Annotated in this window: 14 protein-coding genes; 13 read left to right on the top strand and 1 reads right to left on the bottom strand. The window is 71.8% G+C overall.

Annotation, left to right across the window (positions count from 1 at the left end; all coding sequences use genetic code 11):
- Positions 1 to 49: 49 nt before the first annotated feature.
- The 3 genes from ACFYPR_RS29470 to ACFYPR_RS29460 all read left to right on the top strand — a co-directional run bounded on the left by ACFYPR_RS29470 (position 50) and on the right by ACFYPR_RS29460 (position 2565).
- Positions 50 to 1360 (top strand): S8/S53 family peptidase, encoded by a 1311-nt coding sequence (locus ACFYPR_RS29470; protein ID WP_354859703.1) that lies wholly within the window; start codon positions 50 to 52, stop codon positions 1358 to 1360.
- A gap of 103 nt (positions 1361 to 1463) precedes the next feature.
- Positions 1464 to 2129 (top strand): sigma-70 family RNA polymerase sigma factor, encoded by a 666-nt coding sequence (locus tag ACFYPR_RS29465; protein ID WP_354859705.1) that lies wholly within the window; start codon positions 1464 to 1466, stop codon positions 2127 to 2129.
- Positions 2104 to 2565, top strand: coding sequence for a hypothetical protein (locus ACFYPR_RS29460; protein ID WP_354859708.1), 462 nt, complete (start codon positions 2104 to 2106; stop codon positions 2563 to 2565). The genes ACFYPR_RS29465 and ACFYPR_RS29460 overlap by 26 nt, the downstream gene beginning before the upstream one ends.
- Positions 2566 to 2679: 114 nt before the next feature.
- On the opposite strand, the gene ACFYPR_RS29455 is transcribed toward ACFYPR_RS29460, so the two are convergent.
- A complete protein-coding gene (locus ACFYPR_RS29455) occupies positions 2680 to 3708 on the bottom strand; it encodes a hypothetical protein (RefSeq protein WP_354859710.1) in 1029 nt (342 codons plus the stop codon).
- Positions 3709 to 3903: 195 nt separating this feature from the next.
- Here ACFYPR_RS29455 and ACFYPR_RS29450 point away from each other — a divergent pair, with 195 nt between their 5' ends.
- The 10 genes from ACFYPR_RS29450 to ACFYPR_RS29405 all read left to right on the top strand — a co-directional run bounded on the left by ACFYPR_RS29450 (position 3904) and on the right by ACFYPR_RS29405 (position 13379).
- Complete coding sequence (locus ACFYPR_RS29450; RefSeq protein WP_354859712.1) at positions 3904 to 4383, top strand: hypothetical protein; 480 nt, start codon at positions 3904 to 3906, stop codon at positions 4381 to 4383.
- 418 nt (positions 4384 to 4801) lie between these two features.
- The gene (locus tag ACFYPR_RS29445; RefSeq protein ID WP_354859429.1) at positions 4802 to 5491 is read left to right on the top strand and encodes an IS6 family transposase; all 690 of its coding nucleotides are present in this window, start codon (positions 4802 to 4804) and stop codon (positions 5489 to 5491) included.
- A gap of 141 nt (positions 5492 to 5632) precedes the next feature.
- A complete protein-coding gene (locus ACFYPR_RS29440; RefSeq protein WP_387263716.1) occupies positions 5633 to 6622 on the top strand; it encodes a hypothetical protein in 990 nt (329 codons plus the stop codon).
- A complete protein-coding gene (locus ACFYPR_RS29435; protein ID WP_387263713.1) occupies positions 6619 to 7458 on the top strand; it encodes a hypothetical protein in 840 nt (279 codons plus the stop codon). Before ACFYPR_RS29440 ends, ACFYPR_RS29435 begins: the two co-directional genes overlap by 4 nt.
- Positions 7455 to 8393: a DUF3419 family protein gene (locus ACFYPR_RS29430; protein WP_387263710.1), complete on the top strand. Its 939-nt coding sequence runs from the start codon at positions 7455 to 7457 to the stop codon at positions 8391 to 8393. The genes ACFYPR_RS29435 and ACFYPR_RS29430 overlap by 4 nt, the downstream gene beginning before the upstream one ends.
- Positions 8390 to 9793 carry a methyltransferase domain-containing protein gene (locus tag ACFYPR_RS29425; protein WP_387263708.1) on the top strand — a complete coding sequence of 468 codons (1404 nt, stop codon included), beginning with the start codon at positions 8390 to 8392 and terminating at the stop codon, positions 9791 to 9793. The genes ACFYPR_RS29430 and ACFYPR_RS29425 overlap by 4 nt, the downstream gene beginning before the upstream one ends.
- Positions 9793 to 10512 (top strand): glycosyltransferase family 2 protein, encoded by a 720-nt coding sequence (locus ACFYPR_RS29420; protein ID WP_387263704.1) that lies wholly within the window; start codon positions 9793 to 9795, stop codon positions 10510 to 10512. The genes ACFYPR_RS29425 and ACFYPR_RS29420 overlap by 1 nt, the downstream gene beginning before the upstream one ends.
- Positions 10502 to 11416, top strand: a complete 915-nt coding sequence (locus ACFYPR_RS29415) for a class 1 isoprenoid biosynthesis enzyme (protein WP_387263701.1) — start codon at positions 10502 to 10504, stop codon at positions 11414 to 11416. The genes ACFYPR_RS29420 and ACFYPR_RS29415 overlap by 11 nt, the downstream gene beginning before the upstream one ends.
- Positions 11413 to 12360, top strand: a complete 948-nt coding sequence (locus tag ACFYPR_RS29410) for a hypothetical protein (RefSeq protein WP_387263698.1) — start codon at positions 11413 to 11415, stop codon at positions 12358 to 12360. Before ACFYPR_RS29415 ends, ACFYPR_RS29410 begins: the two co-directional genes overlap by 4 nt.
- The gene (locus ACFYPR_RS29405; protein ID WP_387263695.1) at positions 12357 to 13379 is read left to right on the top strand and encodes a UbiA family prenyltransferase; all 1023 of its coding nucleotides are present in this window, start codon (positions 12357 to 12359) and stop codon (positions 13377 to 13379) included. Before ACFYPR_RS29410 ends, ACFYPR_RS29405 begins: the two co-directional genes overlap by 4 nt.
- Positions 13380 to 13589: the final 210 nt, after the last annotated feature.

Genomic DNA, 13589 nt, shown 5'->3' with positions numbered 1-13589 from the left:
GGCCACGCCGGCCAGTGGCGGGCGCTTCTGCCGACCGCATGGAGGACCCGTGTCGCCTGACCATTCCGCCGCGCCGCGCCCGGCCGGCCAACTGTCCCGACGGCGACTGCTGGCCGCGTCCGCGCTGGCCGCCGTAGCGTCGTTCGCCGCCGGGTCCCGTGCGGCCCCGGCCCGCGCCGACGGCGCGGACGACGCCGCCTACCAGCGCGCCTTCGACGAGGCGCTGGCTGCCGACAAAAACGTCCGCCGGCACACCACACCGGGCCGGGAGTTCCTCTACCGGCCACGGCAGCTGCTCGCCGCCGACGCCGACGCCCAGCGGGTCACCGCCTGGCTGCGTGCCCGCGGCCACGTGGTGGCCGCGGGCGACGGCTTCGCCGGGGTCACCCGGCTGCTCTTCGACCGGGAGACCGACGTTCCCGCGCTCGTGACCAAGCTGCGCGACCACCAGCAGTGGCCGGGGCAGCCGGTGCCGAAGGTGCAGCCGCACCACGTGCTGCTGGGCCTCGGCAACATCATGGGCAACCCGGGCAGCCCGCCCACGACGGTCGCCGCGCTGCCTCCGCCGGACCCGGCCCGGCTGGGTGAGGGCGCCGGGGTGACCGTCGGGATCTGCGACACCGGCATGTGGCGGCAGGCCGGCGGCTACCACCCGCAGTGGCTCGGCGGGGCGTACCTGCCGGAGGTCGACGACGAGGACCCGCTCTACCTGTACACCGACGTGCTCGCCCCGCAGGGCGGGCACGGCACCTTCGTCGCCGGGGTGGTGCGGCAGGCCGCGCCGGGGGTCCGGGTCGACCCGGAGCAGGCGCTGACCGCCACCGGCCTCGGCGACGAGGCGTCGGTGGTGGCCGCGACGGCCCGACTCGCGCCGGCGGTATCCGTGGTCAACCTGTCCCTGGGCGGGTTCACCCAGGACGACAAGCCGTCGCTGCCCCTGGCCAACGCCGTGGCCGCGCTACCCGCGACGAGCGCCGTGGTCGCGGCGGCGGGCAACGCCGGCACCAGCCGGCCGATCTGGCCCGCCGCGCTGGGCCAGGTCGTCGCGGTGGCGGCGGTCAGCCAGGGCTCCGGTGGCGTGGTGCCAGCCACCTACAGCGGGTACGGGCCATGGATCGACGTCTGTGCGGTCGGCGAGCGCCACAGCACGTACGTCGAGGGGCAGTTGCCGCTGCCGGGCCTGCCGACCCGGGTGTTCTACGGCTTCGCCGCCTGGGCCGGTACCTCGTTCGCCACGGCGCACGTCTCCGGTCGGCTCGCCGCCCTGATGACCGCCGGCGGCCTGAGCGCCGACGCGGCCCGGCTGGCGCTGCTCGCGGCGCCGCGCTGGCACCCCGACTACGGCGTGCTCGTCGGATGAGCGAGCGGGCCGCGAGCGAATCAGCAGCACCGTGCGGTGGTCCCGGCCGGCGCCGGGCGCAGCGTTGCGGCGGCGGGAACGAGCGGCCGCGAGCGACGGAGCAGTGCCGCACCAGCCGGCGGACGGCGTCGCCGTGACCGACCCGAGCGCGACCGACCTGGTGACCGCCGCGGCGGGCGGGGACGAGTCGGCGTGGGTGGAGCTGGTCCACCGGTACACCCCGCTCGTCTACTCGGTGATCCGGTCGTACGACCTGAGCCGCGCCGACGCCGCCGACGTCAACCAGACCGTCTGGCTGCGTCTCGTCGAGCAGCTGAGCCGGGTACGCGACCCGCAGGCCCTCGCCTCCTGGCTGGCGACCACGGCCCGGCGCGAGTGCTACCGGCTGTCCCGCCTCGGCCGCCGCACCCAGCCCTTCGACCCGTACGACGACGCGCTGGACGCGTACCATGGCTTCTCCCGCACGGCGGACGTGGCGGCCCCCGACGAGGAACTGCTGCGCGCGGAGCGGCGGCAGGCACTGCGGGAGGGCTTCGCGCAGCTGCCGCCGCGCTGCCAGAAGCTGCTGGCCCTGTTGACCGCCGACCCGCCGGCCAGCTACCGGGAGATCGCCGAACGGCTGAGCGTGCCGGTCGGCAGCATCGGGCCGACCCAGGCCAGATGCCTGCGCCGGCTACGGGACTGCCCGGCGCTCGCCCCGTTCCTCGGAACGGCCGCGACCCGGACGAACGGAGGTGAACGCGATGGAGCCGTTGCCGCCGGCCGATGACGCGGCCCTGACCGCCGAGCTGGGTGCGGCGCTGCGGGAGGTCGGGTCGGTCCCGGAGGAGTTCCTGACCGCCGCGCGGGCGGCGTTCGCCTGGCGAAACGTCGACGCGGAGGTGGCGCTCGCCGAGCTGACGTTCGACTCGGCGTGCGACGCGGCGCCGGCGCTGACCCGGTCGGCCGGGTCGACGCGGACGCTGTCGTTCCGCAGTGCCGGGGTGGCGCTGGAGATCGAGGTGACCGACGCCGGCATCGTCGGTCAACTCTCCCCGCCCCGGGGTGGGCGGGTGTCCGCGCAGACCGCCTCAGGCACGTACGCGGAGGCGCCGGTCGACGCGGTGGGCTTCTTCTCGCTGGGCGCTCCCCCGCCCGGCCCGGTCCGGCTGCGCGCCCACACCGACGGCTACGCGGTGGCCACCACCTGGGTCTCGCTGCGCTGACCCACCGTCCACCCGGGACGGCGGCGCACCCGGGACGCCCGGACCGTCCCGGCGAGCGCGCGGCGACGGGGGTCGCGGGCTGCCCAGGCCCACGACCCCCGCTGGTGGCCGGGGCTACTGCCGCCCGACGCTGATCAGGTACTCCACACCACCGAGGTCGGTCCGCTCCGCCCCGCTCGTGTCCGGGCCGAACTGGGTCACGTCGAGCGCGAACTCCTTGTCCGAGGCGACCTCGGCCGCGAAGGTGAGGGAGAACTCGACCCGCTCACCCGGTTCCAGCAGCAGGTTGCCGAGGCTGGCCTTCGCCGGTTCGACGACCTCCAACTGGTTCTTGCCGACCTCGCGTACGCCGGTGCCGACCTTGCCGCCGGCCTGCCACCGCTCGAACAGGGTCGGCCCGAGGTCGACGACGACCCGCCCGCCCACGCCCTGGATCGGCTCCCCCGGCTGCGTGAAGACCAGGTCGTTCTTGGTCGCCACCTTGAGCGAGTTGCCGATGGCGAACGGCCGCACGACCGGCGTCCCGCCCGCGACGAGCCGCACCGAGTCGACGTTGCGCCAGGCGATGTTGTTGTTGTTGCGGGTGTTGGTGCTGATGTCCGGACCCTCGAAGGTCATCGGATCCGTGGCCGACACCCACCTGGCCAGGAGGCAGAAGTGGCCCGGCCCGGGCACACCGGTCCACGGGATCGTCACGGTCGTGGTGCCGGCGAAGACGGTCACGTTCATCGCGCCGATCTGGGTCCAGTGCGTCGGCCAGACGGCACCGCCACCCGGCGTTGTCCGGTAAACCCGCAGCACGCCGCTGCCGGTGCCGGAACCGTACGGGCCGGGGTTACGCAGCTTAACGAAGATGTAGTTGGTGACGCCGACGATCGGGTTCTGGCTGACGGCACACTCGACGGCGGTCGGGCAGACCTTGATGTCGGGGCTGGCCCACAGCGGGTTGAACGAGTGGGGCTGGACGCCGACATCGGCGGCGACGTCCCGGATGTAGACGTCGGTGCGGGCCGCTGCGGCCTTGTCCTGCCGCGCCTCGACCGGCGCGGCGGCGGCCGTGGTGACCGCCAGCAGGGCGGCCAGCGCCGTGCCAGTGAGCACGGCCAGCGCCGAGCGGCGGACACGTCTTCCTACGTTGCCCATGACAGGCTTCTCCCATCGTCGAGGGACCGCCGACCCGGCGTTGTCGCCTACCGGGCCGACGCGATGACGTTGTTCAGGAGCGCGGCGCGGCGCGGTTGATACGTCCGGCGGGACCCGTCACCGTCAGATGGAGCGAGGAACGACTAGTTAGACGAATGTCAATACTCTCGCCGGCCCGCCCGACGCTGTCGCAGGGTGGCAGTATGCTCCGCCGGCACGTCGATGTGGATGACGATGGCCAAGATCAGCCCAGACCTGCTGGCCATCCTCCGGGCCCGCCCCGCACTCACCGAGAGGCTGTTCGACGGGCCCGACGACGCCGCCCCGCTCACCGGGTTCGACCCGGACCGCGACGCCTTCGGCAGCGACTACCGGATCCTGTCCGCGATCGCCGAGGCCATCCAGGCGGAGCACCCACCGTTCGCCGAGGAGCGGTCCTGGTTGTCCTACGCGGTCCACGGCACCGACGACACCCTCGACGTCGAACTCGGGTACGGTCCGGCGTTCGTCCTCGACCCGGCGGAGGTCGCCCGGCTCGCCGCCGGCCAGACCGACGACGCCGGGCACGCCGACCCCGAGCACGACGGGCCCGACGCCGAGGGCGACGGCGGCATCGACGACTTCTTCGCCGCCGCGGCCCGGGAGGGCCGGGCCATCATCTTCGCCATCACCTGACCAGCATCCCGCTGGCCGTCAACTCCCCCGGGCACCCGGCCGACGACGGCCCGGCCGTTCCGGCCGGGCCGTCGTCCTACGGCGCCGCACGTCGTAGGCCGGCGACCGGTCAGCCGGCGAAACTGCGCACGACGATGCTCTTGAACTACCCGGCACAGTCAAGCGTTGTGGCCGATTCCCTTCGGGATCCACGTCTTGATGCTGGGGGCGTCGGCAAAGGGAAAAAGTCGTCTCCCTACGCCGATCAATCCGGGGGCCTCCCGGATGACGATCTTCCATGCGGTTTTGTCGAGGCCTTCCGGGCATGGCGGGTTCCATGCCCTGCTACGAGGCGCGGGAACGGGCACTGTTGCATTGAGCGTTGGCAAGATCGAGGCAGGCTTGAGCAGTGAAGTCATCGACCCGTCCCGGCCCGTGGCTGCCTCCGAAGTCGGCGTTCGTCGGGTTCCGTTTCCCTGCGGAGGTGATCGTCGTCGCGGTCCGCTGGTATCTGCGCTTCAACCTCTCGTATCGCGACGTTGAGGAACTGCTGGTCGAACGTGGCGTCGAGGTCGATCACGTCACCGTCTACCGGTGGGTGCAGCGGTTCACGCCGCTGCTGGCCGACGCCGCCCGGTTCTGCCGCCACTCGCCAAGCGACAGGTGGCTCGTCGACGAGACCTACGTCAAGGTCAACGGGGTATGGCGCTACGTGTACCGGGCAGTCGACCAGTACGGGCAGGTCATCGACGTGCTGGTCTCGGCACGTCGCGACGCCGACGCGGCCCGGCGGTTCTTCCGCCGGGCGCTGTCGACGTTGAAGGTGACACCCGCGGAGGTGGTCACCGACGCCGCAGCGGTCTACCCCGGCGTCCTGGATGAGCTGATCCCGCAGGCGTGGCACCACGTCGAGCGGTACGCCAACAATCCGATCGAGGCTGATCACAGCCAGCTGAAACACCGGTTGAGACCGATGCGCGGTCTACGGACGGACAAGACGGCACAGGTGATCATCGCTGGGCACGCGTTCATGCAGAACCTCCGCCGCGGACACTACGAACTCGCCGTCGACGCCCCGCCGGCTACACGGGTCGCCGCAGCGTTTACCGAACTCGCCCAGGCGATCTGACCTCGAACCCGAGAAGGGTTCGACACGTCTGCCGATCCCACAACGCAACGGCGCCGGCTGGCGGCATCAAGCCTGTACGGACCTGTACGGGTGTCTTCCGAACGCCTTGCCGGCGTGCTGGTGAGGCGATGCCATGGGCGCATGGGTCAGCTCGACGTACTGGCGTCCGCGTTCCGCGAGGGAGGACTGCGGCCAGCGCTCGCCGTCCACCGGCTGCTGCGCCGACGCAGCCTGCGATATGCGATTGCCGCCGCTCCCATCGAGGCGAGCATTCCGATTGAGGACGTCTGCACCGAGCTGACCCGGCTGGGCGACGAAGTGGCACGGCTGGGCATCGGGCCCGCCTGCCGGGTGGCTATGCGACGGTGGGAGATCGATCCCGTCGTGGTGGTCCACCCCCGCGTGTGGGACCTGATGGAGGAGAGCCCGTTCCTGGCGTTCGGCAACCACGTCACCGGCCTAGAGGCGGCGGTCTTCAGCTCGCTGGCCGCCCGTCCCGATTTGTATCACCTGGCCGGGACGTTCGTGGCCACCGCCAGCCCGGGGCTCGCCTCGGTGCTGCTCACGCTCGACAACGCGGCGGATGACGCACCAGCCGCCGGACGGCCCTTGCGGGAACGGATGCTTCGGGCCGTCGAAGAGGCGATCTGGCCCCGGCCCGCGGACGGTGGCGGCCCGCGCCGCAACCTGGCCACGCTCCGTAGGGCCGCTGACCTGATCAGCGGGGGTGCGGGGGTACACATGTTTCCCGCCGGGGTCATGCATCCGGGCAGCCCTTGGCAACCGGGACTGGGTTGGTTGGTCCGGCGCCTGCGGTCGGAGCCGGCCGGCGACGTACCGTCCGTGGTCCCGCTCGTTTACGGGATGAGCGACGCCCACCTGGCGGCCTCCGCCCTGTTCCGCCGGCGCCCGTGGATCCGCGCGTTGGCCCGGGCGGTCGTGGAGTTGTCCGGGCCCATGTCGCTCTACGCCCCAGCACCGGTCCGGGTGGACCGCCTCGGCATCGGACCGCACAGCACGAGCGGCGAGGTCACCGCGACCCTGCACGACCTGTGGCGATCGGCGCACGCCGAGGCCGCCCGGGCCATCCCTCGCTGGCGGCGGGCTCCGGCCGTGCTGGGCATGCGATGAGCGGCATCCGCCTCGCGGTCCGGATCGAGGGCCGGGCCGAGCCGCAGATGGTCGACTTTTCGACGATCCAGCCGGGCGCTTCCGGGATGGTCGGCCACGGCGCGGGGCCGACGGGACCGTATGTGCTGAAGGTGCTCAAGGTGACCGATCTGCGCGAGGCGCTGCGCGGTCGAATCCGGGAGCCGCGTTACGTCACAATGCTTCGCAGGCTGCCGCTCACGGACAGCCCGTTCGCGCCTACCCGGTCCCTGCGGCCACGGATATCGCGGTTCCACGAGACGTGCCGGCCGTGGCTGCGTGACATCGACTTGGTGCGGGCCCGCACCCTGCTGGCCACCGGCGTACCGCAGATCGGGTCGACCCGGCGCGACGAACTGCTCGGCGCGTTCTACGCCGAGCGGACAATGCTGCACCTCATGCCGGAGGTGTCCCGGCTGGTCGACGTGGACTTCCCGCAGCTCGGTCCGATCTCCGTGCCGGCACTGTGGCAGAGCCGGATCGTCGGAGCACCGTACAGGCTGCCGGTCGAACGCGGCCTGATAAGCGAGCGAGGGCTTCCGCTGCTGCTGCTGCTTGCCACGGCACGGTGGCTCGCGGACAAGTACTCGGTCGGCCTGGACCTGAGCTGCCGGTTCGACCGCCGGGACCGGTGCCTGGTGTTCCCGAACGTCCTGGCGCCGTACCGTGGGCTGGACCTGGCCTACGTGGACTTCTTCGGTTGGGCCACGCCGCTCGGCAACCTGGCGGAACGGGCCGCATACCGCCTTGGCTACGGCGAACGCGGGCCGGGGCGATGGCTGCTGCGGATGGTCGCGAACGGGGTGTCACCATCATGAGTACCGCGCCGCACTGGTCACGGCGCATGTTCGCCCGGATGAACGCGCTGCTCAGTCCCATCACCTTCAGTATTACCCTGGATGACCACCGGACGGTGTCGCGCGCGTTGCGCCCGCTGCCCGGAGACCGCATTCTCTGCCTCGCCTCGGCCGGGGACACCCCACTCAATCTGCTCGTTCACGACCCCGCCGAGGTCGTCGCGGTGGACTTGGCCTGGCCACAGCTCCACCTGGCCGCGCTCAAGGTGGCCGCGGTCGCCACCCTCACGCGTACCGACCTGGAGCTCTTCCTCGGCGTACGCGAATTCGGCGGTGATCCGGCCGGAGCCCGTCTCCGGATCTACGAGGTTCTGCGCCAAGACCTGAGCGCGGACGCCCGCGAGTTCTGGGACGCCCACCTCGGCATGATCCGGCGCGGCGTGGTGTGGCAGGGCGCCGTGCAGCGTATCGCCCCACTCGGCGGCCCGCTGGTGCGGCTGCGGCGAGTCCTTCACGGTCAGTCGTGGTCAGTGGACGATAACCCCTACCTTCTGCCGCTGCTCAGCCGCCGGATGCCGGCGCCGGACCGGTTGCCGCCCTACCTCGCGCCCCATAGCCACCCAGCCGTCCAGGCGCGTGCGGGACGGATTCGGCTGGTGCACTCCGGGATTCGCGAGGTGCTGCGGGACGGTTCTGGCTTCGACTGCGTGGCGCTGTCCAACGTGGCTGACTGGCTGACCCGAGAGCAGGTCGACGACCTGCTGGCCCGTGTCGCCGCAGCGACGCGGCCGAACGCGCGGGTGCTGATCTGGTCCCGTCGCCGCCGGATGCGGTCCTCGCGGCCGCTGTCTTCGGTCCTCACTGCCCAGCCGGCGCTGCAGCAGCATCTGCGCCACACCGACCGGATCGGCTACCTGCGCACCGTCCTGGTGCTCAACCGCCTGGAGTCCTCATGACGGCGCCACGCATCGCTGGCCCGCAGCCGGCTGGCCCATTGCTCGACTGGGTGCACCGCACTCTGCGCGAGGACCACGCACTCTCACCCCGGACCGCCGTCGAACTAGCCCAAGCCTACGACGAGGGCCGGCTCCTCGTGATCGAGCGGGACGGCGTGCCGGCCGGCTGGGCGCTGCGGATCCCGCACGGCCCGGACGTCCAAGAGATCGCGGGCGCCTACGTGCGTCCCGACCTGCGCGGCGGGGTGGTCGAGGTGCTCCTCCGTGAGGTGCTCGGGTACGCGCCGATCACGTTCTGCGTCACCAGCAGTTCGCGGCTGGCCCGGCATCTGTCCACGGTGTGGGGCTTCCGGCCGTGCCCGCCGGGCCGGATCGTGCGGCTCACCGGCGGCAGGGTCCTCGGCGACCGGATGCGGCCTGGCCGTTTGAGGTATGCCCAGGGCTACCTCCGCGCCGCGTTCCCCAGGCTGCTCTACCGCGACCGGCGGTGGGTGGCGTGTCAAGGGTGCGGAACAACCGGCCCGGCCTCTGAGCTGAACGCCCGGGACATCGCCTTCGGCAGCGGCGTCCCGGCCGTCTATCGGCGCTGTGCGGCCTGCGGCCACCTGGCGCGGACCGGCGAGATCGACCTGCCCGAGCCCAACCTGCCGTTCGTCGAGCGGGTGATGGACCATCGCGCGGTCCGGGACCTCGTGTACGCGCCCCGGCTGCGCTGGCTGGCCCGGCACGCGCCGATCACGCCGCGCACCCGCCTGCTGGATGTCGGGTGCGGCACCGGCGGGTTCCTCGATCTCGCCCGACGTCGCCATGGCGCCCGCTGCAGCGGGGTGGAACTGGATCCCGCCCTGGCCGCCCGGGCTGGCCGGCGCGGGCTGGACGTGACGACGGGCGACTTCGGCCACGGGCCGCAGGGCGAGTTCGACTTGGTGACCATGTTCCAGGTCCTGGAACACCTGCCGGATCCACGGGCAGCCCTGTCCCGAGCCTTCAGCCTGCTCCGGCCCGGTGGCGTGCTCTGCGTCGAGGTGCCCATCGCGGACTGCCTGGCCCGGCCGATCTTCGGGCCGTACTGGTTCCCGCTGCTTCCGCCCTACCACCGGCACATCTGCACCCGCCGCTCGCTGCGTGCCATGGCTCCGCCGGAGGCCCTGGAGGTGGCCGCCGGACCGGTGTATCTGCCCGGCGAGTACCTGGTCTCGGCGACCCTTCCGGTCGCTCGGTTGCTCCCCCACCCGCACCAGCGACGCCGACCGGCGCTGCCCGCGCAGGCCACCGGAGGCGTTCTGGCGCTGCTTGCAGCGGGAGCGATGGTGCCGCTCGAGGTCTTCTCCGGTGTGGCGCACCGGGTGCTGCCGACAGCGGGTCACTGGCGCGTGCTCTGGCGCAAGGAGGAGGTGTGATGGGGGTCGACATCTCGGTGGTCGTGCCCGCCTACAACGAGCAGGCTCGGCTGCCTCGTTCGTTGGGTTCGCTGCGACACGCCCGGCTGTACCTGGCCGACACCATGCCGGCGACCACCTGCGAAATCCTCGTGGTGGACAACGCGAGCACGGACGCCACGGGCGCGACGGCCGCGGAGTTCGGCGCGATCGTCGTGGGTGAGCGGCGGCGGGGCGTCGCGATCGCCCGCAACGCCGGCGGTCGGCGGGCCGCCGGTGCGCTGCTGGCCTTCGTGGACGCTGACTACCGGGTGCCGCTGGACTTCCTCACCACGTTGGTCCAGCGGTTCGCCACGGATCCGGAGCTGACGGCGGCGGGCACTCGAGTGGTGCTAGAGCCCGACGAGATTGACCCGGTGCGCCGGCTGTGCGCGGCGCACGCGCTCGACACGCTACGCAAGGTCAAGTCGATGGCTTTCGGTGTGTTCGTGCTGCGCCGGGCCTGGTTCGACCGCTGCGGTGGATTCGACGAAAATCTCTTCGCCTACGAGGACGTGGAACTCCTGCGACGCCTCTGCCGGGACCATGCTGCCCGTTACCGGGTGCTGCCCGACCTGAAGGTGTACGCGTCGGCGCGCGGCTTCTACCGCGGCCGGATGCTGCGCACGTACTGGCGGATGGCTCTCTCGCCTCAGGCGCGCACCCGGTTCGACCGATGCGGGTACTGGTATGACCGCTGAGGCCGTACACGTGCTGCGCTGTCTGGCGACCACTGTCCCGGTGGCCCGCCGGACCAACCGGGACTGCCGGGACCTGCGCCGCGCATTCGACGCCGTGGTGGCCCCGCTCATCGAGGACAAGGCGCTGGCCGTTCCGCTCCTCGCCTGGGGCATCAGCGGCGGCGTGCTGGTGCGTGCCTACGCCCGACTGGTCGGCCGGGCCCCGGACGCCACGATGGAGGTCCTGGCTGGAGCTTTCACCCGGCTCTACGACGACCTGCTGGACAACCGCGCCGCCGCGGTGCCGGACCTGCCCGCCCGGATGGCGGCGATGTTCGCAGGCGGGTCGATGGAACCGCGCGACGGGCACGAACGAACCCTCGCTGCGCTGTTCGACGCGCTGTGCGACCGGGCACCGCGGCACGCCCGGCCGGTCGCCCATCGTGCGCTCGTCGCACTGCACACGCGCCAGGTTCAGTCACTGCGCCAGACCACCCGCGAGCCGGACGTCGCCGAGCTGCGCGAGCTCGCGCTTGCCAAGGGCGGACTGGCAATGCTGGTCCTCGGCGGCCTGGTCGAGCCCCGGCCGGACGAGCCGTTCCTAATCGCGCTCGGCGGCTTCCTCCAGCTTGTTGACGACTACCAGGACCTGGCGACCGACCGGCAAGCGGAGGTACGGACCTGCGCCACCGAGGGGGCGCTGCCGCTGCGGGAGGTACGCGCCGCCCTGCGGCGGGTGGTGGCCGCGCTGCCGACGGGCAGTGACCCCACACTCGGTCGCCGATTCCTGGACGGCCTTCACTTCTGGCTCTACGCCGCAGCCGCGGGCCGGGCGTTGAATCCGCGCCCGCCACGGGGCATCGGCCCGGCACCGCGCCGGATGCCGCTACGGGTCCTGATCGTCCGACGTGAGGTGACGCGATGACTGTGCTGATCTGGCGGGAGGCAGGCCGCGAATGCCGGCGTGTGGCCCGCGTCTTCGACGACCTGGTCGCCGGCGAGCTCGCCGCGGTGGCGGCCGTGCTGCCGCCGGCCGAGGTGCGGCATCTGAGGCACACGGTGTTCCGGATCAACTCCTTGCTTTACCTGTACGCGAAGCTGCTGCGCCGGCCGCATCGGACTGAACTGGGCGTGTTGCTCGGTGCGATCACCCACTTGTTGGATCACGTGTACGACCACCCCTACGCGGCTGGTGCGGAAGTACGGGTCTTCGAGGACGTGGTGTTCCAGCAGTTGGCCGCTGATCCGGATCGTCCCCTGCAGGTAGCGCTGGCCCGGCTCGCCGAGCAGGCGTGGGGGGCGGTCACCAACCCCGCCGAGCTGTCCAACCGGCTGGCCGTCATGCTGGACACCCAGCGGCGTTCGCAGACCCAGGTCGGTCCGGCCGTGGCCGATCCCGCCCTGTGGCAGCTGACCAGCGACAAGGGGCATCATTCCCTGTGCCTATACTTCGCCGCGGTCAATCCTCGGTTCGGCGCCTCGGAAGAACGGGCACTGCGCGGCTTCGGCAGCTACCTCCAGTACATGGACGACCTGGAGGACCTGCACGAGGACCAGGCCGAAGGGCGGCAGTCGCCGGTACGCGGCGTGCTGCACGGCATCGGCAGAGGCACCCTGCTGTTCGCCCGGGCGCTGCGCGACATTCGGGCGTTCTATCCGCGGCCTCGGCACAAGACCGGTGTCTTCGTCTCCTGGCTGCTGTTGTTCCACGCCGGCATCGTGGTCGGGGCACTGGCTCGCGAGATCACCTCCCGCCTTCCGGTTCGCCTGCAGGAGGAACTCGATCGGCGGCAGGAGTGGCTCAGCGCCCGGATACCGTTTTTCTACGTGGCGCCGCTGAGCTTCGCGGGACGCCCGAGAAACTCGTGACCGTCCGGCACTACCTGCGGCTGAGCCGGGCCGGGCTCGCGCCGTTCACGGCCTTGCCCTGGGTAGTGGGCGCCCGCGGCGCGGCAGAGTTCGCTCTGCTCGCAGCAGGCGGCCTCCTCCTGCACGCGTATGCCTGCAAAGTGAACGACCTAGCCGACCTGGAGGCCGACCGGTCGGCACCGGCACGCCAGACCAGCCCGCTGGTGACCGGGGCGGTAACGCCGATCCGCATGACCTGGTGGGTACTGATCGAACTACTCGTGCTCGCAGCGGGATGTGCCGCGCTACCGCGCGAGCCATGGACGGCGGCCGGCCTGCTCGCCGTACTTGCGCTGACCACCTGGGGCAACTTCTTCCAGAAGACGTCCCGCCAGGTACCGCCGCTGATCGTCGACCACCTGTTCGGCATCGCTGTGGCCGCGCCGCTGGTGTTGACCGGCGGTCCGGTGTGGCTGGCACTCGCGCTCTGGCTGCACATGGTTGTCGTCAACGTCACGGTGGGCGGGATCAAGGACCTCGAGGGCGACATCCGGGCGCAAGCGCGCACCAGCGTGCGGGCCTTGGGGGTCAGGCGCATGGACGGCCGTCTGGTCCTGCCGCTGCGCTACCGCGCGTACGTGATTCTCGTGCAGACCGCGTCGGCGGCCGCGCTGTTCCCGGCCGGCCCGGCACCGTTCGCCCTCGCGGTGGCCTCGACCGCCGGTCTCGTCGTGGCGCTGCACCGTCAGCCGCACAGCGGGCCGACGCCAGTCCGACGGGTGCTGCGGGACGCTGGGTTCGTGGTCGGCAATACCGGCGTCTTCCTCGCCGGGGTGCTGGCCTTCATGCCGCCGCGCTGGGGCATACCCGCCGTGGCGGTGGTCGTGGCGGCGTTCGCCTTGACCGCGGCGCCGCTCATCCGGGCAGCACGCTCCCGCCCCGCAGCACGAGCACGCCGAGCGGTGACCGCGGCTGGGGCAGCCCACGCCGCCAGACCCGGCCCATCCAAGCCACGATCAAGAAGAGATAAATGTCGGTAAAGAAGTCGCCGGTCACCGCCGGGCCGTAGCGGTCGGCCGCCGCCTTCTCGATCGAGCGAAGCCGCCGGACGATCGCCGACCAGCGCAGCCTGCCCTCGGTGGCCAGGGTGGGGATGCCGAGCCGGCGGTCGGCGTCGCGGTCCTGGTAGTCGTCGATCATTTGCAGGCAGCCGCCCAGCTCGAAGACCAGCGCTCGATCCGCGGCTGGCA

Source organism: Micromonospora sp. NPDC005254, from assembly GCF_042872525.1.
Classification (GTDB): Bacteria; Actinomycetota; Actinomycetes; order Mycobacteriales; family Micromonosporaceae; genus Micromonospora.
Note: the sequence above shows the minus strand (reverse complement) of the source record. Positions and strands in the feature narration are given on the sequence as shown.